At 62.3% G+C, this 19,170-nt stretch carries 18 protein-coding genes, 1 tRNA gene and 1 pseudogene; 14 read left to right on the forward strand and 6 right to left on the reverse strand.

Annotated features, from left to right (window positions below):
- The first annotated feature begins 124 nt into the window (after positions 1-124).
- Positions 125-1,018 carry an alpha/beta hydrolase gene (locus E5X34_RS31575; RefSeq protein WP_292573007.1) on the forward strand — a complete coding sequence of 298 codons (894 nt, stop codon included), beginning with the start codon at positions 125-127 and terminating at the stop codon, positions 1,016-1,018.
- Between the two features lie 83 nt (positions 1,019-1,101).
- On the opposite strand, the gene E5X34_RS31580 is transcribed toward E5X34_RS31575, so the two are convergent.
- Both E5X34_RS31580 and E5X34_RS31585 read right to left on the reverse strand, forming a co-directional pair.
- A complete protein-coding gene (locus E5X34_RS31580; RefSeq protein WP_292573009.1) occupies positions 1,102-2,178 on the reverse strand; it encodes a site-specific integrase in 1,077 nt (358 codons plus the stop codon).
- A gap of 241 nt (positions 2,179-2,419) precedes the next feature.
- Positions 2,420-3,622 (reverse strand): porin, encoded by a 1,203-nt coding sequence (locus E5X34_RS31585; protein WP_292573011.1) that lies wholly within the window; start codon positions 3,620-3,622, stop codon positions 2,420-2,422.
- A 335-nt stretch (positions 3,623-3,957) separates the two neighbouring features.
- Here E5X34_RS31585 and E5X34_RS31590 point away from each other — a divergent pair.
- Together E5X34_RS31590 and E5X34_RS31595 are read left to right on the forward strand one after the other, a co-directional pair.
- A tRNA-Ser gene (locus E5X34_RS31590) sits at positions 3,958-4,048 on the forward strand.
- A gap of 391 nt (positions 4,049-4,439) precedes the next feature.
- Positions 4,440-5,627 carry a porin gene (locus tag E5X34_RS31595; protein WP_292573013.1) on the forward strand — a complete coding sequence of 396 codons (1,188 nt, stop codon included), beginning with the start codon at positions 4,440-4,442 and terminating at the stop codon, positions 5,625-5,627.
- A 146-nt stretch (positions 5,628-5,773) separates the two neighbouring features.
- Here the strand turns inward: E5X34_RS31595 and E5X34_RS31600 are convergent.
- Positions 5,774-6,000, reverse strand: a pseudogene (locus E5X34_RS31600) (sulfotransferase); the annotation flags it as partial.
- Between the two features lie 316 nt (positions 6,001-6,316).
- Between E5X34_RS31600 and E5X34_RS31605 the strand changes: the two are divergent.
- The gene (locus E5X34_RS31605; RefSeq protein ID WP_292573015.1) at positions 6,317-7,429 is read left to right on the forward strand and encodes a pyridoxal phosphate-dependent aminotransferase; all 1,113 of its coding nucleotides are present in this window, start codon (positions 6,317-6,319) and stop codon (positions 7,427-7,429) included.
- 41 nt (positions 7,430-7,470) lie between these two features.
- On the opposite strand, the gene E5X34_RS31610 is transcribed toward E5X34_RS31605, so the two are convergent.
- On the reverse strand, positions 7,471-7,956 hold the full coding sequence (locus E5X34_RS31610; protein WP_292573017.1) for a MarR family winged helix-turn-helix transcriptional regulator: 486 nt from the start codon (positions 7,954-7,956) through the stop codon (positions 7,471-7,473).
- Between the two features lie 145 nt (positions 7,957-8,101).
- On the opposite strand from E5X34_RS31610, the gene E5X34_RS31615 reads away from it, so the two are divergent.
- The 9 genes from E5X34_RS31615 to E5X34_RS31655 all read left to right on the forward strand — a co-directional run bounded on the left by E5X34_RS31615 (position 8,102) and on the right by E5X34_RS31655 (position 16,448).
- Entirely contained in the window at positions 8,102-8,383 is a 282-nt protein-coding gene (locus tag E5X34_RS31615) for an acylphosphatase (RefSeq protein ID WP_292573019.1), read from the forward strand.
- A 232-nt stretch (positions 8,384-8,615) separates the two neighbouring features.
- The gene (locus E5X34_RS31620) at positions 8,616-9,263 is read left to right on the forward strand and encodes a TetR/AcrR family transcriptional regulator (protein ID WP_292573022.1); all 648 of its coding nucleotides are present in this window, start codon (positions 8,616-8,618) and stop codon (positions 9,261-9,263) included.
- A 53-nt stretch (positions 9,264-9,316) separates the two neighbouring features.
- Positions 9,317-10,480, forward strand: coding sequence for an isovaleryl-CoA dehydrogenase (locus tag E5X34_RS31625; RefSeq protein WP_292573025.1), 1,164 nt, complete (start codon positions 9,317-9,319; stop codon positions 10,478-10,480).
- Positions 10,477-11,382 carry a hypothetical protein gene (locus E5X34_RS31630; RefSeq protein ID WP_292573028.1) on the forward strand — a complete coding sequence of 302 codons (906 nt, stop codon included), beginning with the start codon at positions 10,477-10,479 and terminating at the stop codon, positions 11,380-11,382. The genes E5X34_RS31625 and E5X34_RS31630 overlap by 4 nt, the downstream gene beginning before the upstream one ends.
- A gap of 9 nt (positions 11,383-11,391) precedes the next feature.
- Positions 11,392-12,999, forward strand: coding sequence for a carboxyl transferase domain-containing protein (locus tag E5X34_RS31635; protein WP_292573031.1), 1,608 nt, complete (start codon positions 11,392-11,394; stop codon positions 12,997-12,999).
- A 2-nt stretch (positions 13,000-13,001) separates the two neighbouring features.
- A complete protein-coding gene (locus E5X34_RS31640) occupies positions 13,002-13,532 on the forward strand; it encodes an O-acetyl-ADP-ribose deacetylase (protein ID WP_292573034.1) in 531 nt (176 codons plus the stop codon).
- 119 nt (positions 13,533-13,651) lie between these two features.
- A complete protein-coding gene (locus E5X34_RS31645) occupies positions 13,652-14,023 on the forward strand; it encodes a hypothetical protein (protein WP_292573038.1) in 372 nt (123 codons plus the stop codon).
- A 3-nt stretch (positions 14,024-14,026) separates the two neighbouring features.
- Positions 14,027-14,437 (forward strand): hypothetical protein, encoded by a 411-nt coding sequence (locus tag E5X34_RS31650; protein ID WP_366664942.1) that lies wholly within the window; start codon positions 14,027-14,029, stop codon positions 14,435-14,437.
- 49 nt (positions 14,438-14,486) lie between these two features.
- Entirely contained in the window at positions 14,487-16,448 is a 1,962-nt protein-coding gene (locus E5X34_RS31655; protein WP_292573041.1) for an acetyl/propionyl/methylcrotonyl-CoA carboxylase subunit alpha, read from the forward strand.
- A 51-nt stretch (positions 16,449-16,499) separates the two neighbouring features.
- On the opposite strand, the gene E5X34_RS31660 is transcribed toward E5X34_RS31655, so the two are convergent.
- Both E5X34_RS31660 and E5X34_RS31665 read right to left on the reverse strand, forming a co-directional pair.
- Positions 16,500-17,621, reverse strand: coding sequence for an ABC transporter substrate-binding protein (locus tag E5X34_RS31660; RefSeq protein ID WP_292573043.1), 1,122 nt, complete (start codon positions 17,619-17,621; stop codon positions 16,500-16,502).
- Between the two features lie 369 nt (positions 17,622-17,990).
- Entirely contained in the window at positions 17,991-18,257 is a 267-nt protein-coding gene (locus tag E5X34_RS31665) for a sel1 repeat family protein (protein WP_042639605.1), read from the reverse strand.
- 439 nt (positions 18,258-18,696) lie between these two features.
- Between E5X34_RS31665 and E5X34_RS31670 the strand changes: the two genes are divergently transcribed.
- Positions 18,697-19,038 (forward strand): DUF2147 domain-containing protein, encoded by a 342-nt coding sequence (locus tag E5X34_RS31670; RefSeq protein ID WP_126064738.1) that lies wholly within the window; start codon positions 18,697-18,699, stop codon positions 19,036-19,038.
- Positions 19,039-19,170 lie beyond the last annotated feature (132 nt).

The raw sequence follows: 19,170 nt of genomic DNA on the forward strand, positions 1-19,170 counted from the left end.
CTGCCTCGTGCGCTAAATATCGGCTCCCGTGCAAAACCCTCACAAGGGGAGAAGGCAAGAGCGTTTGACGATCCCTGCCCATCGCCTGTAGCTGTCGGTCATCCCCAGCGAGGAGTGGCATTGCATGGCGAGCGACGAAGGTTTCTCCGACTTCTTCTATGCCGCACCCGACGGCCTGAAGCTCCATGCCCGGATCTATGGCGAAAGAAACGCCGGCGGCTGGCCGGTCATCTGCCTGCCGGGCCTCACCCGCAATGCCCGCGACTTCCATGAATTGGCGCTCCACCTTTCCAGCAAGGTGGAGAACCCCCGTAAGGTCATCGCGTTCGACTACCGCGGCCGGGGCCAGTCGGACTACGATCCCGATATCGGCCACTATAATGTCGGGGTCGAAGCTGGCGACGTGCTTGCCGGGATGTCGGCGCTCGGCGTCGAGCAGGCAGCCTTCGTCGGCACGTCGCGCGGCGGGCTGATCATCCATGTGCTTGGGGCATTGAAGCCGACTGTGCTGAAGGCCATCGTGCTGAACGACATCGGCCCGGTGATCGAGGCGGAGGGGCTAGCCCATATCCGCTCCTATCTCGACCGTGCGCCGAAACCGAAGACGTTTGCTGAGGCGGTGGATGCCCAGCGGCTCGTGCATAGCGCCGATTTCCCGGCGCTCACCGACGTCGACTGGGCGAGGATGGTGCGGGCAATCTGCCGCGAGACGGCCGCCGGCTGGGTGCCGGATTTCGATCCGGCGCTGGTCGACACGCTGGCCAATGTCGATTTTTCGAAGCCGCTGTCGGACCTGTGGCCGCAGTTCGAGGCTTTGGCGGCCGTGCCGCTGCTTGCCATTCGCGGCGCAAACTCGAAACTTCTGTCCGTGGCGACATTTGAGGAGATGGGCAGGCGTCATCCCGGGATGGAATCGGTCACCGTCGAGGGCCAGGGTCATGCACCCTTCCTCGAAACCGGCGATTTGCCGGAAAAGATCGCCGCGTTCCTCGATCGAGAAGAAAAACAAGCCAAATAAAGTAAAGCCCGAGACTATATCGGCCTCGGGCTTCGTCCTGAAATATAGAATTTTAACCCGCCAACAGGGCCGATCCGACCGGCCTACTTGCCTTTCGAGCGCTTGCGGGGCGCTTTGACTGGTTCCGACCCTTTCGCCTTCCGAGGTGATGGCGTCGAGGTCGGCGTGGTCAGGGGCGACCCGAACACGGAACTCTCCGCCGACCGCGCCGAGGTTTCATCGCCGCGCGGCTTTTCCAGAACGACGACACAGCCGTCGAGATCGTTGGTGGCGAGATGCGCGTAACGCATGGTCATCGACAATGTCTGGTGGCCCAGCCACATCTGAACGCGCCTTATGTCGATACCGCCCTGGACGAGACGTGAAGCGCAGGTGTGACGCAGGATGTGCGGCACCACCTGCTCGTCGGCGCCGAGACCGACTTCCGTCTTCGCCTCGTTCCAGATGGCGCGGTACTGCGCCTGGCTGAGCTTGGTGAACGGGCCCTTCGGCCGGCGTCCTTCGGTGTTCGGCGGCAGCTTGATCACCTCCTTGACCCGTTCGGTCATCGGAATGGTGCGGCTGCGGCCGGATTTGGTGATCCAGAAGGAGACGCGATGCTCCTGGATGTCGTTCCAGATCAGCCCGAGCGCCTCGCCGAGGCGGCAGCCGGTATCGACCAGGAAGACGGAAAGCCGGTAGGCATCCTCGCTGCGGCTCCTGATCGCCGCGAACAGCCTTGCCTCTTCGTCCCTTTCTAGGAAACGAATCCGTCCTGCCCGCTCCTTCTGGCGGCGGAACTCAGGCAGGCTGTGGATATCTCCCATCTTATGAGCCTTGCGCAGCAGCTTGCTGAGGGCAGCCATCTTGCGATTGATGGTCGCGTTGCTGTTCCCGCGCTGGCGCAATGTACCGATAAGATTGTCCAGGGTGTTCTGGTCAAAGGTGCTGAAACGCTCTCCGAGGAGGATCTCGTCTATTTCACCGATGAAAGAGCTGACATTGTATTTATGCCGCCCGTCATCCCAGAGTATATCTCGATAAGCTGCAAAAAGCTCCCCGATCCGATACGACTTTACTTCTCTGATCTTGTTGTACGTGTAGTTAAACTTCGAATTCTGAGAAGAAAAGAACGCAAAATGACCAGAGGCCTCGGCCTCTTGAACCGCTTCGTTCGACATTTTTAGCCACACCCCCTGTGGTTAAGCCTTCAGCCCTAACCGTTCGGAGATGTCCTTTCAAGAGTTTTCGAATCTAGCGGCCGACCACATCCGCCGGTGGCGGATCCCACAAAGTCGCTCCACAGACCCGATCAGCTTACCGTTTCACCCCCATCCTTTCGTTTGCTTCGACCAATCGCGAAAACAAAACGGCCCGGGCATTTGACGCCCGGGCCGGATTTCAGTTGTTGCAGTCCGACCCTTAGAAGGAGCGCTGGAAGCGGAGCATGCCGCCGATGGCGTCGTCGTTACCAGCAGAGATACCGGTCCAGTTGTGGTTCGTGCCAAGGGTGTCGACTTCGTCAATTTTGCCTGCATTGACGTAGTCGACTTCGGCCGTAACCGTGAAGCCGGGAACGATGTCGTAGGCGATGTTGGCGGCGATGCCGAGGTTCTCACCTTCGTCATACGAGACCTGAGCGTTGAACGAGGTCTTCTCGTTGAACTTGTAGGTGCCACCGCCCCAGATCGCCCAGTTTTCGTCCCACTGCTTGTAGAAGCCGCGACCGCCGGCTGCGAAGGTATAGGTCGGGTCACTGTAGTTGTCATCGGTGCCGTAGCCGCCCATGATGAAGAGCGACAGCGCGTCGTTGACGTTCACGTCCAAACGAACCTTGCCGGCAACTTCTTCATAGTTGCTGTCATAGGCGACGACGCCGGTGATAGCGCCCCACCCTTGAGTCCACTTCACGCCGCCGACGACATGCGGAACGTAGCTGTCGATCGTGCCCACGCCGTAGGAACCGACCGTGCCACCGCCCGCGCCTTCTTCGAGCGAGACCACGGCCGAGAAGCCGTTGCCAGCGTCGAAGTAGTACTGGACGACGTTGGTGTCGAAGTCGCCGTAAGGAACCAGGGTATCCTGGATGACGTTGCCGGCGTAGCCGATGAACGTGTTGAAGGCCGATTCGTCCTTACCGACGCGAAGGCCGCCGAGCTGGATCCAGGCGAAGTTCAGCGAAGTGCCCTTGTTGAAGGCCGGATTGACGCCGAAATCGTCGTTGGTCGGATCACCAAGGTCGGCGTTGCGGTTGCCGAAGTTCCAGCGGGTCTCGACGTAGGTCTTCAACGTGCCGAGCTCGGTTTCCTGGCCGGTCCACAACTTCAGCGTGAAGCGGGCATTCTTGTAGAAGGTGTCGTTGCTGTCGCCGTCCTCAACATCGCGGGACGTCGCGCCGTCGAACGAGCCGACGTCGCCGACGCCAATGTCGTAACGGACATAGCCGCCGATGCGCAGGCAGGTTTCGGTGCCGGGGATGTAGAAGTAGCCCGAGCCGTAGACGTCGCAGATCTTGACGTATTCAGCCGGTTCCGGCTCGGCGACGGTCACCGCGTCGGCGGCGCGGGCGCCCGAAACTGCGATCAGGGCCGCAGCTGAGCCGAGAAGAAGGCTCTTGATGTTCATTTTCTGACCTCCAGTCAGAATCGAACGCAAGCGATGTGGACTCTCGGCCAAAATTATAGGCAATGCGTTGTTATTGCGCTCTTTTTCGCCCCGTGCAGCGTGATGAAGGGCGTCTGCCGGTGATTGCGTATCCGGTTTCCGGTCTACGATGGCGCTCCAATGAAGGCGCCTCTGCTGGCTCGAAAAGGCCTAGTAAGTCCACGATTCGCCTCGTCTGGGCCGATGCGATGCCGATGCTCCACCGCTTTCAGAAGCTGTCGGCCTAACGATTTTTCGGCGATTATGGCGCCGGCTTGTTGATTGTGCCCACGCTTTTCTTTATCCAGCGGCGCGACGGAGAGGTGGCCGAGTGGTCGAAGGCGCTCCCCTGCTAAGGGAGTAGAGGTCAAAAGCTTCTCGTGGGTTCGAATCCCATCCTCTCCGCCATCCTCCCCCGCGCTGCGCGCGACAAGCCTCCCTTCGCAAGGCGATTCTGCGGCAAGAACCGGACGAGGCGACTCGCCGGGACGCCGCAATTCAGCCGGCCGATCGCCGGATTTGGCCGGATTCAGCCGCCGTGGAGGCCCTGATGGTTAACGAGAGCTTTCGGAGTGAGGCCAAATCGTGTCATTTGTGCAACAACGCCCGGGTATAGCGTCCGGATCGGGCTTTCGCCGACACGAACATGGTTGAACGCCGCCGCCGCCTGGGTAAAGGTCATGTTCGAAGGAGCGGCGCGGTGCGCATCTTTTTCGGTAGTGGGGATGGGGCAGGGAACGCTGTCCTTCAGCAAAAAATACCCAGACCCGTTTTTTAACTTTTGACTGGAGGTCAGAAAATGAACATCAAGAGCCTTCTTCTCGGCTCAGCTGCGGCCCTGATCGCAGTTTCGGGCGCCCGCGCCGCCGACGCGGTGACCGTCGCCGAGCCGGAACCGGCTGAATACGTCAAGATCTGCGACGTCTACGGCTCGGGCTACTTCTACATCCCCGGCACCGAGACCTGCCTGCGCGTCGGCGGTTATGTCCGTTACGACATCGGCGTCGGCGACGTCGGCTCTTTCGACGGCGCCAAGTCGTTCGACCATGAGGACGGCGATGAGCAGAGCACCTTCTACAAGAACACCCGCTTCACGCTGAAGACCTGGACCGGCCAGGAAACCGAGCTCGGCACGTTGAAGACCTACACCGAGACCCGCTTCAACTTCGGCAACCGCAACGGCTACCCATCGGCAGACGATCCGACCACGGCAGCGGATGAATTCAACAGCAATCCTGCCGGCAACAAGAACGTTTCGCTGAACTTCGCTTGGATTCAGCTCGGTGGCCTCCGCGTCGGTAAGGACGAATCGGCCTTCGATACGTTCATCGGCTACGCCGGCAACGTCATCCAGGATACGATCGTCCCCTATGGCGACTTCGACACCAACGTCGTCCAGTACTATTTCGACGCCGGCAACGGCTTCTCGGCGGTGGTCTCGCTGGAAGAAGGTTCGGGCGTCGTCGGCACGATCGACAGCTACGTTCCGCATGTCGTCGGCGGCGTGAAGTGGACTCAAGGGTGGGGCGCCATCACCGGCGTCGTTGCTTACGACAGCAACTATGAAGAAGTCGCCGGCAAGGTTCGCCTGGATGTGAATGTCACCAACGAACTGTCGCTGTTCGGCATGTTCGGCTATGGCAGCGACGACAACCTCAGCGACCCGACCTATGCCATCGGGGCCGGTGGTCGCGGCTTCTATAAAATCTGGGGCGGCAACTGGGCATTCTGGGCCGGCGGCACCTACAAGTTCAACGAGAAGACCTCGTTCAACCTCCAGGTGTCGGGTGACGAAGACAAGAACTACGGCGTGGCCGCGAACGTCGCTTACGACATCGTCCCCGGCTTTACGGTCACGGCCGAAGTCGATTGGGATCACTTCGGCAAGTTCGATGATTGGGTTTCGGGTGCCGACGTCGTCAACTTCACCGGCGCCGACAAGAAGAACAGCGTCGGCGGTCTGCTCCGCTTCCAGCGCTCGTTCTAACAGGCGTCGCCTGATCGAAATCGAAACCCGGCGGGCAACCGCCGGGTTTTTTGTAAATGGAATGCCATTAAATCAGGCCGTTACGACAGCACTTAATACCTGACGGGCTATGATCCGCCTGACATCGAACCGCGACTGAACTAAGGTCAGGTATCGGCTAGATCGCCCAACGCCTCGATCAGCGGCTGGATCTCGCTTTCGTAATTCTTCCATCGCTTGACCGACGACTTGTAGATCGGCTGGCGAACCTGCCAATTGCTATAGGTATTTACTGAGCCGTTCGTGTCAAAAATCGGAGGCAGGCATCATTCCAGGGCAGCCCGAGATGATCGATGAGACGCCGTGACTGCGCCCCTTGGTCTTCAATCAACGATAAGTCCTGAGCCTCCTCCAGCCGTTTGGCCTGCTGATGCGCATAGGCTTGCCTCAACAGCACGTCGTCGGCCTGCGCGCTCGCAAGCAAATTTATTTTGAACGGGGCTGGCTTGCACCAATAGGTTTCGCCTGGCCGGCTTTGATGTGCTTGGACCAAGCAGGAGGCAGACCATTTTTCATGACACCTCGCTACCAAAAAAGAGGCGTTGGAATCCGGTCCGGGCCACGCCGCAAGCCATCACGGTCTCACCCACCTTGCACCCATTCCCCGCCCGCGCTAGCAAGAACCCCCCTTTTCAACCGAGCCCTTTGCCATGCGCCAGCGCCCTTCCCTCACCCCGATCATCGGTGCGCTTCCCACTACGGTGCCGTTCGTCGGGCCGGAGGCGCAGGAGCGCGAGCGCGGGCGACCTTTTCGCGCCCGCATCGGCGCCAATGAGAGCAGTTTCGGGCCCTCGCCGCGCGTCATCGCCCGGATGGAGAGCGTTGCGCGCGACCAGTGGATGTATTGCGACCCCGACAATTACGAGCTGAAGGTTGCAGCGGCCGCTCATCACGGCGTGGCCGTCGAAAACGTGGTCGTCGGCGAAGGCATCGATGGGCTGCTCGGCCTGGTGGCCCGCATGTATGTCGCCCCGGGCGATGCGGTGGCGACCTCGCTCGGCGCCTACCCTACCTTCAATTTCCACATCGCTGGCGTCGGCGGCCGGCTGGTGACGGTGCCTTATGCCAACGACAAGGAGGACCTGGGCGGGCTCCTCGCCAAGGTCCTCAGCGAAAAGGCGCCGCTGGTCTATCTCTCCAATCCCGACAATCCGATGGGAAGCTGGTGGGAGGCGCCGGATGTCGTCCGCTTCATCGAGGCGCTGCCGGAAACCACCATGCTGGTGCTCGACGAGGCTTATGGCGAGCTAGGCCCGGCCTCGGCGCTGCCGGCGATCGATGTCGCGCGGCCGAACGTCATCCGCATGCGCACCTTCTCCAAGGCTTACGGCCTGGCCGGGATACGCTGCGGCTACGCCGTGGCGGAGGCCGAGGTGATCCGCGACTTCGAGAAGATCCGCAACCACTACGGCGTCAGCCGCATGGCGCAGATCGCCGGCCTGGAGGCGCTTGCCGATCAGGATTATCTGCGCACGGTGGTGGCGCGCGTGGCGGCTGGCCGCGAGCGCATTTCAGCCATCGCCAGGCAGAACGACCTGAAACCGTTGCCGTCGGCGACCAATTTCGTCACCATCGACTGCGGCCGCGACGGCGCCTTCGCGCTGAAGGTGATGCAGGCCCTCCTGTCACGCGACGTGTTCATTCGCAAGCCGATGGTCGCCAGGCTCGACCGCTGCATAAGGGTCAGCGTCGGGCTCGACCATGAGCTCGACATCTTCGCCGAGGAACTGCCGGGTGCGCTCGCGGCGGCGCGGGGAAACTGATCGAACCCCTCCCCTGCTTCCTGGGGAGCAGATTGGTCGATTCACATTCCCGCGGCCGCCAGCAGGCGTGTCACGCGGCTCAGCGCATCGGAAAGCTCAGCGGCTTGCCTGTCCCCGAGCTTGACGGTCAGGCGAGCGAGATCGCGGTTCGTCGCCGCCTCGAGATCGGCCAGCGCGGCCTTACCCCGCTCGGTCAGCGCAAGGACGGGCGGCCCATTCTCCGGGTCCTCGCGCATCTCCACGAGCCCTGTGGCGGCGAATTGCCGAAGCACCCGCATGAGATAGGCAGGGGCGAGGTCTAGTTCTCCGGCCAGTTCGGATGCCACCGGTGCGAGGTCGAGATGAAACATGCGCGCCAGCAGACCAGCTCGTCCACCGGGTCGGGGCTTGCGCCCGAGCTCGAACAGCATGCGGGCCTCGGCCAGCGTGTAAGGGCTCTGCATCAACGTCTCATCGAGCAACCCCACCAGCCCGGTATAGAACCGGTTGAAGCGACGAATCTCATGGACCAGGGCTTCATGCGGCATGCTGACCTCCTGGGGACATTGCATCCGATAATTTCTCCATTGATTGACTGAGTCAATTATTTAATCCACCGCGCCACCTGTCCCTCAAACCGGTTGCATTTGACCTTTCGTGCGCCAGATGATGGGGGAGGTTCTGGAGCGGGCGATGCAAGGTGAGCAAAAAGCCGTTCGGGTGCGTGTTTCCGGCACGGTGCAAGGCGTGAGCTACCGTGTCTGGACGCGCGGCGAGGCCATACGTCTCGGGTTGACGGGTTGGGTGCGCAACGAGCGCGACGGCTCGGTCACCGCTCTGATTGCCGGCGCCGATGCCGCTGTCGCGGCGATGACCGAACGTCTGTGGCAAGGGCCGCGGGGCGCGCTCGTCTCGAAGGTCGAGATCGAGGAAGCGGGCGACGCCGCGCCGGCGGATTTCAGGATCATCGTCTAGGGCCATTCCTCGCCCCAGGACAGCGGGGAGAGGTGGCGCGGCGAAGCCGCGACGGAGAGGGGGACAGCGCAATCCTGATGAATTTCAGAACAAACCTCCCAGCGCCGCAACCCCCGCTCCGGCTCGGGCTTCGCCCGAGCGACCTCTTCCCCGCTTTGCGGGGCGAGGAATTGTTTTCTTCCCATCTTGAATTAATTGAACGTTCGTTTTATTAGTACGGCGGGAGGCGAATATGGCACGCACCACAGGCTCAGACGGGGAAAAGACCGAGGCGGCCGTCCGCGAGGCGGCGGTCAGCCTGATCGCTCGCCTGGGCTATGAGGCGATGTCGATGCGCCAGCTGGCGGCGGAGGTCGGCGTGCAGGCGGCCGCGCTCTACCGCTACTTCCCGACCAAGGAAGATCTGCTTTTCACCTTGATGCGAGAGCATATGGAAGGTCTGCTCAAGGCCTGGGACGCGGCGCGACCGGCGAGCGCCGATCCGGTCATCCGGCTTGCCGCCTATGTCGAGAACCACATCGCCTTCCACATCGAGCGGCGCCACGCCACCCATGTCTCCAATATGGAGTTGCGCAGCCTGTCGCATGAAAGGCTGACGCAGATCCTCAAGATGCGCACAGCCTATGAGAAGGAGCTGCGCACGATCCTGCGCGACGGCGTGGAAGTCGGGGCTTTTGAGGTCGACGATACAGGCCTGACCGCCATGGCGCTGATCCAGATGATGACCGGCGTGATCGTCTGGTTCCGTCCGGGCGAACGACTGTCGATCGCCGAAGTCACGGCATCATATCTTTCGATGACAATGCGCCTGGTCGGCGCGACAATCAGCCATGGCACCGCGCGGCCTTCCGGGCGCGCCGGGGACGCCGTGGCACTCTGATACGGGCATGATCCCCGCGATGACCGGGGCGTGCGCAGGGAGGGAGGAACGGCATGTACACGAACACGCTCAGCTTCGGACTTGATCCCGACATCGAGGCGTTGCGCGACACCGTGCGGCGCTTCGCCCAGGACAGGATCGCGCCGATCGCGGCGGAAATCGACCGCTCCAACGAGTTCCCAACGCATCTGTGGGGCGAGCTCGGCGCGCTCGGCCTGCTCGGCATCACCGCCGATCCAGATTTCGGCGGGACCGGCATGAACTATCTCGCGCATGTCGTGGCCATGGAGGAGATCTCGCGCGCTTCGGCCTCCGTCGGCCTCTCCTACGGCGCGCATTCGAACCTTTGCGTCAACCAGATCAACCGCTGGGCCACGCCGACGCAGAAGGAGAAATACCTGCCGGCCCTCTGCTCGGGCGAAACCGTCGGCGCGCTGGCGATGTCGGAGCCGGGCGCCGGCTCGGACGTGGTGTCGCTCAGGCTGCGCGCCGAAAAGCGCAACGACCGCTATGTGCTCAACGGCTCGAAAATGTGGATCACCAACGGCCCCGACGCGGGAACGATGGTGGTCTACGCCAAGACCGATCCGGAGCGCCATTCGCGCGGCATCACCGCTTTCATCGTCGAAAAGACGATGGCCGGCTTTTCGGTGGCGCAGAAGCTCGACAAGCTCGGCATGCGCGGCTCCAACACCGGCGAGCTCGTCTTCGAGGATGTCGAGGTGCCGTTCGAGAATGTGCTGCACGAGGAAGGGCGCGGCGTCGAGGTGCTGATGTCGGGGCTCGACTATGAGCGGACAGTGCTTTCGGGAGGCCCGATCGGGCTGATGGCAGCCTGCCTCGACGTCGCGGTGCCTTACGTCCACGAGCGCAAGCAGTTCGGCCAGCCGATCGGCACGTTCCAGCTGGTGCAGGGCAAGCTCGCCGACATGTACACGACGATGAATGCCGCGCGGGCTTACGTCTATGCGGTGGCGGCCGCCTGCGACCGCGGCGAGACCACGCGCAAGGACGCCGCCGGCTGCGTGCTCTTCGCGGCCGAGAAAGCGACGCAGATGGCGCTCGACGCGATCCAGCTTCTCGGCGGCAACGGCTATATCAACGATTACCCGACGGGCCGGCTGCTGCGCGACGCCAAGCTCTACGAGATCGGCGCCGGGACCAGCGAGATCCGCCGCTGGCTGATCGGCCGCGAGATCATGGCGGAGGGGGTGTGAGCTACGTCAAAATGCCAAAACATCTTTGGGCAATAGCACGGGCAGTTGTCACGTCTATGTCACTGTCCGGATTTGTAGCGACGGCGCATTCTGAGGCGCCGGCGTTCAAGGATGCCGCGGCGCTGCGGGCTGAAGTCATCTTGAGACTCAAGGAAGACAGCCGCGTCAAGGAGGCTACTCCTGATCCCGCAGATCCGGCTCGGCTCAGCGTGACGACAGTGCGCCCGGGTAAGGACCAGAATCTTCAAGTGGACGTCACCAACCTCCTTGGTCGCCTTCGCAAACTGCCCACCGATGAAGCCGAAGCCGAGATCCAGCGTTTCTTGAACGTTCTTGTCCTAACCGATACCGCAGGTGGTTTCGAAGCCGACCGCTTAATTGCGAATATTCGACCCCGCGAGCACCTACACGGCTTCCAAGGCGACGCGGCGCCCGGCAAAGGTCCTGTCTACGAGAGACTCGCTGGCGATGTCGTGATCCTCTACCAGATCGATGCAGAGGAATCGCTTGCCAGTGTGCCGATTTCCGAGGTCGGAGGCCGTTCCTTGGCACAGCTTCGTCAGCTTGCTCTGGAAAACATCGACAAGCAGATTCCGCAGGTCAAGCAAGAAAAAATTCGCGAAGGCATATCCATCTTCACCGTGGAAGGTGATGAAGCCATCTCGCCCGCCCTTCTGCTGACCGACAAATTCTGGGCTCTGCTTGAGCCTCAGTTTCCCAATGGAGTGTTCATAGCCATTCCGCGACGCGACGCCGTTTTTGTCTTCGACAAGCGTCTGCCCAACGCGATTCAGATAGCCCACACCTTGATCACGCAGGTTTTTCGAGATGAGCCTGACCTTCTGTCTGAATATGTCTTCGAGCGGCGAGACGGCACATTGCAAGTCGTGACCGAGCAATAGGAACCGACCATGGCCACACTGCAAACCCAGATCTCCCCCTCCTCCGAGACTTTCCGCGCCAATGCCGAGCGCATGCGGGCGCTCGTCGCCGACATTTCCGAGAAGGCGGCAAGCGTCGAACGGGGCGGCTCGGATGAGGCGCGCGAACGCCACGTCTCACGCGGCAAGCTGTTGCCGCGCGAACGGCTGGCGCAACTGCTCGACACCGGCTCGCCCTTCCTCGAGGTCGGCCAGTTCGCGGCATGGTCGATGTATGGCGAGGATATTCCCTCCGCGGGCATCATCACCGGCGTCGGCCGCGTCGAAGGCATGGAGGTGATGGTCGTCGTCAACGACGCCACCGTGAAGGGCGGAACCTATTATCCGCTGACGGTGAAGAAGCATTTGCGCGCGCAGGAGATCGCGCTGCAGAACAACCTCCCTTGCGTCTATCTGGTCGACAGCGGCGGCGCCAATCTGCCGAACCAGGACGAAGTCTTCCCCGACCGCGAACATTTCGGCCGCATCTTCTACAACCAGGCCAATATGTCGGCGGCGGGCATCCCGCAGATCGCCTGCGTCATGGGCTCCTGCACGGCCGGCGGCGCCTATGTGCCGGCCATGTCGGACGAGACGATCATGGTGCGCAACCAGGCGACCATTTTTCTCGGCGGCCCGCCGCTGGTGAAGGCCGCCACCGGAGAGGATGTCAGCGCCGAGGAGCTTGGCGGCGCCGATGTGCACACAAGGCTTTCCGGTGTCGCCGACCATTACGCCATGGATGACGAACACGCCCTGGCCATTTGCCGGCGTATCATCAGGAACCTGAATCGGAACAAGGCCCTGGGCCTCAATTTGCAGAAGCCGATTCAACCGCTTTACGATCCGCGCGAGCTCTATGGCATCGTACCGACCGATCTGCGCCAGCCCTATGACGTGCGCGAGGTGATCGCGCGTCTCGTCGACGGCTCGGAGTTCGACGAGTTCAAGCAAAACTACGGCACGACCCTGGTTACGGGCTTTGCGCATCTGCACGGCATGCCGGTCGGCATCATCGGCAACAACGGCGTGCTGTTTTCGGAAAGCGCGCTGAAGGGCGCGCATTTCATCGAGCTCTGCTGCCAGCGCGGCATTCCGCTGGTCTTCCTGCAGAACATCACCGGCTTCATGGTCGGACGCAAATACGAGGCCGGCGGCATCGCCAAGGACGGCGCCAAGCTGGTCATGGCGGTCGCCACCGCCAAGGTGCCGAAGCTCACCGTCATCATCGGCGGCTCATTCGGCGCCGGCAATTACGGCATGTGCGGCCGCGCCTATTCGCCCCGCTTCCTGTGGATGTGGCCGAACGCGCGCATCTCGGTGATGGGCGGCGAGCAGGCGGCGACCGTGCTTGCGATGGTCAAACGCGAAGGCATCGAGCGCAAGGGCGGTGAATGGAGCGCCGAGGAGGAAGCCAAATTCAGGAAGCCGATCCTGATGAAATACGAGCATGAGGGCCACCCGCTCTATTCCTCGGCACGGCTCTGGGACGACGGCATCATCGATCCGGCCAAGACCCGCGACGTGCTGGCGCTCAGCCTCTCGGCCGCGCTCAATTCCGGCATCGATGAGACGAAGTTCGGCGTGTTCAGGATGTGACGATGGGCGCTCTTGGCGACAGGATCAGCATTCACACCGGCGACATCACCAGGCTCGCGGTCGACGCCATCGTCAATGCCGCCAACTCCTCGCTGCTTGGCGGCGGGGGCGTCGACGGCGCCATCCACCGCGCAGCCGGTCCGGATCTGGTCGCCGAGTGCCGGATGCTCCATGGTTGCAAGACCGGCGACGCCAAGCTGACCAGGGGCTACCGCCTGCCGGCGCGTTTCATCATCCATACGGTCGGTCCGGTCTGGCGGGGCGGCGACGAGGGCGAGGCGGGCCTGCTTGCCTCGTGCTATCGGCGCTCGCTCGCAATCGCACTCGGCCATGGTTGCCGGACGGTGGCGTTTCCGGCGATCTCGACCGGCATCTACGGCTATCCGAAGATCGAAGCGACTGGCATAGCCGTCGACGCCGTAACTGACTTCCTGCGACAAGACACGCTGCTCGAGACCGTTACTTTCTGTTGCTTCGACGACCAGACGGCCGAGCTGTACCGGCAAACCGTTGCTGGCGCCGGGAAAGGCTGAACTTATGGACCAAAGGATTCCTCAATACAGCCAAATGCGAATTTCCATGCCCCCGCTGGCCTTGGCTAAAAATATTCGCTATTCCTCATCTTGCATTGGGCAGGTTGGGTTGGGTGGAAATGATCTTGAAATATTGCCGCAAGCCGGTTGCTTCGATACTTGCAGGATTTCTAATATTTATAGCGCCCGCCGCCCAGGCCGGCGGATCGCTGGCGGGCAGCAAGGGCGACGTGCGCTATCCGGTGACTATTCCTTGGTTCACGACTGGCGGCTGCGGAAAGGCCTATGCGGCTTACATATCGGCTTCGGGACATTCGGCCTTCGCGGCAACACCGATCGTTCCGCAAACCGAGTACTTCATTTGTGGCGTGAAGTTGAACGCGCCGTCGCAAAAGGCGGCCGAGGACCTGGCACTGAAGTCGTGTCACGCCAGCAAGAGCAAATACAAGGTCACGGTGGCCGGCGACTGCAGCCTCGCGGCCTCCAAATAGGCTGTGAACCGCCAGCTTTTTCATGCCAGGGGAAACAGCATGAACTCCCGGTTTTTCGACCAGACCGCGGCGTCGCTCCTTGCGGCGCTGTTGCTTATTGCAGCACCTTGCGCCGGCATGGCCGGATCGCTGGCAGGCAGCGTGGGCGACAAGCGCTTTTCGCCAGTTCTGCCCAGCAGCCTCAAGGACCCATGCAACAAGGCCTACAAGGCCTATGTCGCCGCAAGCGGCCATTCGGCCTATGCGACGACAGGGTTTATAAGGGTCATGGATGGCTACGTCCTGTGCGGCGCCAAGTACAATGCGCCGTCGCAACAGGCGGCCGAGGACCTGGCAATGAAATCCTGTCAATCTGGACTGGCGCACTACAAGGTGGCTGCCGGCAGCCGTTGCCAGATCGCGGCGTCGAAGTAGGCGGGCAAAGGTCCAATCGGAACCGCCCGCGCCACATCCGGGAGGCTCCATGTTCGGCAAGATCCTGATCGCCAATCGCGGCGAGATCGCCTGCCGCGTCATTCGCACGGCCCGCAAGCTCGGCGTGCGCAGCGTGGCCGTCTATTCCGACGCGGACGCCCGCGCCTTGCATGTCGAGATGGCCGACGAGGCAGTGCATATCGGCCCCTCGCCCGTCGGCGAAAGCTACCTGCGCGGCGACAAGATAGTTGCCGCAGCGCTCGCCACCGGCGCCGAGGCGATCCATCCCGGTTACGGCTTCCTGTCGGAAAATCCGGATTTCGTCGACCAGGTGACCGCAGCAGGCCTCGTCTTCATCGGGCCGAGCGCCGCCTCTATCCGCGCCATGGGATTGAAGGACGCCGCCAAGCGGCTGATGGAGGCGGCCGGCGTGCCCGTCGTGCCCGGCTATCATGGCGAAGCGCAGGAGATCGTGCTGCTCGCCTCCAAGGCGCGCGAGATCGGCTACCCCGTTCTGATCAAGGCGCGCGCCGGCGGCGGCGGCAAGGGCATGCGCCGCGTTGACCATCCCGACGATTTTTCCGAAGCGCTCTCGGGCGCGCGGCGCGAAGCGAAAGCGGCGTTCGGTGACGACCGGGTGCTGGTCGAAAAATATGTCGACAAGCCGCGCCATATCGAGTGCCAAGTGTTCGGCGACAATTTCGGCAATGCCGTGCATCTTTTCGAACGCGACTGCTCGGCGCAACGCCGCCACCAGAAGGTGATCGAGGAAGCCCCCGCCCCCGGCATGACGCCTGCGCTGCGCAAGGCGATGACCGAGGCGGCCGTAAAGGCCGCCAAGGCGATCAATTATTCGGGCGCCGGCACCATCGAGTTCATCGTCGACGCCTCCCAGGGGCTCAAAACCGACCGGTTCTGGTTCATGGAGATGAACACGCGGCTGCAGGTCGAGCACCCGGTCACCGAGATGGTCACCGGCGTCGACCTTGTCGAATGGCAGTTGCGCGTCGCGTCCGGCGAAAGGCTGCCGAAGACGCAAGGCGAGATCGCGCTTTCCGGCCACGCCTTCGAGGCGCGCCTCTATGCCGAGGACGCTGCGAAAGGCTTCCTGCCGGCGACCGGCACGCTGCATTATCTGAAATTCCCCGACGCGCCGCCGGAGGGTGCTGCGATGCGCGTCGAGACCGGCGTACGCGCCGGCGACGCGATCTCGCCCTTCTATGACCCGATGATCGCCAAGCTGGTGGTCCACGGCAAGGACAGGAACGCCGCCCTTGGGGCTTTGCGCGATGCGCTCGCCGAGACGGAAGTTGCCGGCTCGACAGTCAACACCGCCTTCCTGGCGGCGCTTGCCGCGGACGCTGATTTCGCGGCCGGCGATGTCGATACCGGGCTGATCGGCAGGCATCAGGAGGCGCTCACCGCCATCCCCGCGCCAAGCGACGAGACGATTGCCGCCGCGGCGCTGGCCGCGACCGACGCCGGCGCGCCAGGTGCGGCCGCAGATCCGTGGTCGGCGCTCTCAGGCTATGCCCATTTCCACACGCTCGCGCGCCGCATCCGCCTGCGCCATGGCGAGGAGAACATCCTGGCCAGGGTATCGGCGCGGCCGGACGGCCGCTTCCAGGTGGCGCTGGAGGCGCCGCACGATGCCGTGAACACGCATGATCTGAGGACCATGCCGCACGCCGCCCGCTGGCCCGGCCACGTCACAGTCTTCGAAGGCGCCATCGGCTACACCTTCACGGTTCCCGATCCGCTCGCCAAGGCCGACGAGGCGGGTAGCGCCTCGGGCAGCCTGCGCGCGCCGATGCCGGGACTGGTCAAGCTGGTGCGGGCAGCAGTGGGCGATGCGGTGATCAAGGGCCAACCGCTTCTGATCCTCGAGGCGATGAAGATGGAACACATGATCGCCGCCCCGCATGACGGGGTGATCGCCGAAATCGCGGCCGAGGGCGCGCAGGTCAGCGACGGCACTGTGCTGGTGCGGTTCGCGGAGGACCAGCGATAAAACGAAAGTGGCCGGGACGAGCCCGGCCACCTTCACACAAACAGGACCGACTTACGGCTGGATCGGCGCGTATTTGCCGTCGTGCCACTGGTTGATGTCGTAGCTGGCGTTCTTCAAGTCGCCCTTCTCGTCGAAGATGACGTCCCCGACGACGGTGCTGACGGGCTTGCCGTCCTTGAGCGCCTCGGCCACCTTGGCCGGATCGTCGGTGCCGGCGCGCTTGACACCTTCGGCGACGGCCTGGATCACGGCATAGGAGAACAGCGTGAACCCTTCCGGCGTGAAGCCGCCGGCCTTGATCTTGGCGACCGCGTCCTTCGCTTCGGGCTTGGCCTGCGGGTCCGACGGGAAGACGAACAGCGTGCCTTCACCGGCCGGGCCGGCGACCTGCCAGAATTCCGGCGAGGCGATCGAGTCCGGCATGATCAGCTGGAACTTGACGTTCTGCTCCGCCGCCTGGCGCAGGATCAGGCCGGCCTCGGGGTGGTAGCCGCCGAAATAGACGACATCGGCCTTGAGTTCCTTCAGCTTGGTGACGAGGGCAGAATAATCCTTCTCGCCGGCATTGATGCCTTCATAGTCGACCTCCTTGAGGCCGCCCGCATTCATCGTCGCCTTGACGGCGTCGGCAACGCCCTGGCCATAGGCGCTCTTGTCATGCAGGACGACGACATTCTTGCCGGCATATTTCTTGGCGATCCACGGGCCGATGAAGGCGCCCTGCGCATCGTCACGCGTGTAGAGGCGCATGATCGTCGGCCAGCCGGATTTGGCGGCCGCGTCGGTCAGCACCGGGTTCGACGAGGCCGGGCTCATCATCAGCGTGCCGGCTTCGGCATAGACGGCGGAAGCCGGAATGCTCGAGCCCGAGCAGGCATGGCCGTCGACGAACTTGACGCCGTTGGCAACGATGCGGTTGGCGACCGACACCGCCTGCTTCGGATCGCACTGGTCGTCCTCGATGTCGAGCTTGATCTGCGAGCCGTTGACGCCGCCGGCGGCGTTGATGGCGTCGGCGGCAGCCTGCGCGCCCTGCTTGAACTGGTCACCGATGGTGGCGAGCTGGCCGGTCATCGGGCCGACCACCGAAATGGTGATGTCGTCGGCAAAGGCAACCGGGGCGCTCATCATCAGGCCAAATGCGGCCGCGCTCAAAATGCCCAATCTTTTCATGGCTATAAGAACTCCTCCACTTGTGCGCGGCGGCATGGCCGCGCTTCTTTCACAGAGCCGGGACAATTTCACCCTTCGCCGAGACTGTCGAGAGGACAATGAGACCCGTTTTGGTTCATTCCGGCGAGGATTTCTTGGGCCACGCGCCCACTTGATTACCTCGCGTAATGCAAAAAGCCGCGCCCCCTTGTTTCGGTCGGTCGCGGCTTTTGCAGTCGAGCTCCCCAGACGCCCCCGCGCCTGAAACCCGCTCGCTTCCCTGTTTAGTCGCGTGGCTTCGCCCTGTTGGCCTGCCGCGTTCTTGGTCTTGTGAGCCGGCCGTCTTTTCGCGGCCTTGTCCAAATCAACCTCTCAGCGCTGCGCGCAGGATCAGTGCATCGTCATCCATTCGCGGGCTTCGCGCAGTGCCATGGCGATCTCCACCTTCGACATGGTGGCAGACAGTTCCGAGCGCAGCTCGGCGGCGCGGACCGAACCCTTGATAGCGGCGATGTTGAACCATTTGTGGGCGGCGACGACGTCGGTCTCGCAATCGCGGCCGGTCGCATACATCATGCCCAGCTCGAAAAGAATGTCGGCCTGGGCAGTTGCCCCCATGGCGCCGAAGCCGTCTTCAAGCATTTCAAAACGTGCCATTTCAATCCCCTGTCTGGCTCCCGAGAGCTGCCTCCTTCTGTCCCGTGATTTCCCTCGGGGCGGGCTGCTCTTTCGATGCTTTCGAGGATGAAGCCTGGCCTTGAATCCGTCGTTAAATGGCTTGCTTAATTTGCGGAAAACAAAGCTAAAACAAGAGGTAAACGCCGAAATTCGTTAAGCATGGGAATCCAGCGTTTGCGCGGTTTTGCGTCAAATTCGATGAAAATTGGCGGGAGCGGAATCAAGACTTCGCTAACCACGGGAACCGAAGCGTTTTTCCAGTGCCGTTCATTTTCGGCCATACGCGAGGCGAAAAACGCTACAACCTTCCGTGGCGGCACCGCTTTTGTTTTGGCGGGAGCTGGATTAGCTTTACCTTTGCGTAAGGGACTGGAAGGCGGGCCGGAGCCCGCCGCATGCCCGTTGGGAGGAGAACAAGATGTTTCGAAAGACGAGCCTGGCCTTGGCGGCCACCTTGATCATGGCGGGCGCCGCGTGGGCCGACCCGATCGAAGGCAATTGGAAGACGCAGGCCGGCTCGACGGCGGCAATCGCTGGCAGCGATGCGTTTTCCATCACGCTGAAATCCGGCAAATATTCCGGCAAGACGATCGGCTCCTTCAAGGCCGCCGGCGACAACAAATACACCGGCACCATCACCGACCCGGAAACCGACAAGACCTATTCGGGCAAGGCGACGCTGTCGGGCACCTCGCTCAAGATGAGCGGCTGCGTGCTCGGCGGCCTGATCTGCAAGAGCCAGACCTGGCACAAGCTGTAACTGACCTTCCGAGATCATCCGAAACGGGGCCTAAAGCGCGTCGCGATCTTTCAGATTCGCTTCATGCGCTTTAGGTTTTTGGTTTTACGCATGTCTTTATCCCGAAACCGGTTCCCAATTTCGGGAGACATG

The organism is Mesorhizobium sp. (assembly GCF_004963255.1).
Classification (GTDB): Bacteria; Pseudomonadota; Alphaproteobacteria; order Rhizobiales; family Rhizobiaceae; genus Mesorhizobium.

Coding starts and splice junctions, on each gene's coding strand:
- E5X34_RS31575 (WP_292573007.1), top strand. CDS start 125: ATGGCGAGCGACGAAGGTTTCTCCGACTTCTTCTATGCCGCACCCGAC.
- E5X34_RS31580 (WP_292573009.1), bottom strand. CDS start 2,178: ATGTCGAACGAAGCGGTTCAAGAGGCCGAGGCCTCTGGTCATTTTGCG.
- E5X34_RS31585 (WP_292573011.1), bottom strand. CDS start 3,622: ATGAACATCAAGAGCCTTCTTCTCGGCTCAGCTGCGGCCCTGATCGCA.
- E5X34_RS31595 (WP_292573013.1), top strand. CDS start 4,440: ATGAACATCAAGAGCCTTCTTCTCGGCTCAGCTGCGGCCCTGATCGCA.
- E5X34_RS31605 (WP_292573015.1), top strand. CDS start 6,317: ATGCGCCAGCGCCCTTCCCTCACCCCGATCATCGGTGCGCTTCCCACT.
- E5X34_RS31610 (WP_292573017.1), bottom strand. CDS start 7,956: ATGCCGCATGAAGCCCTGGTCCATGAGATTCGTCGCTTCAACCGGTTC.
- E5X34_RS31615 (WP_292573019.1), top strand. CDS start 8,102: ATGCAAGGTGAGCAAAAAGCCGTTCGGGTGCGTGTTTCCGGCACGGTG.
- E5X34_RS31620 (WP_292573022.1), top strand. CDS start 8,616: ATGGCACGCACCACAGGCTCAGACGGGGAAAAGACCGAGGCGGCCGTC.
- E5X34_RS31625 (WP_292573025.1), top strand. CDS start 9,317: ATGTACACGAACACGCTCAGCTTCGGACTTGATCCCGACATCGAGGCG.
- E5X34_RS31635 (WP_292573031.1), top strand. CDS start 11,392: ATGGCCACACTGCAAACCCAGATCTCCCCCTCCTCCGAGACTTTCCGC.
- E5X34_RS31640 (WP_292573034.1), top strand. CDS start 13,002: ATGGGCGCTCTTGGCGACAGGATCAGCATTCACACCGGCGACATCACC.
- E5X34_RS31645 (WP_292573038.1), top strand. CDS start 13,652: ATGATCTTGAAATATTGCCGCAAGCCGGTTGCTTCGATACTTGCAGGA.
- E5X34_RS31655 (WP_292573041.1), top strand. CDS start 14,487: ATGTTCGGCAAGATCCTGATCGCCAATCGCGGCGAGATCGCCTGCCGC.
- E5X34_RS31660 (WP_292573043.1), bottom strand. CDS start 17,621: ATGAAAAGATTGGGCATTTTGAGCGCGGCCGCATTTGGCCTGATGATG.
- E5X34_RS31665 (WP_042639605.1), bottom strand. CDS start 18,257: ATGGCACGTTTTGAAATGCTTGAAGACGGCTTCGGCGCCATGGGGGCA.
- E5X34_RS31670 (WP_126064738.1), top strand. CDS start 18,697: ATGTTTCGAAAGACGAGCCTGGCCTTGGCGGCCACCTTGATCATGGCG.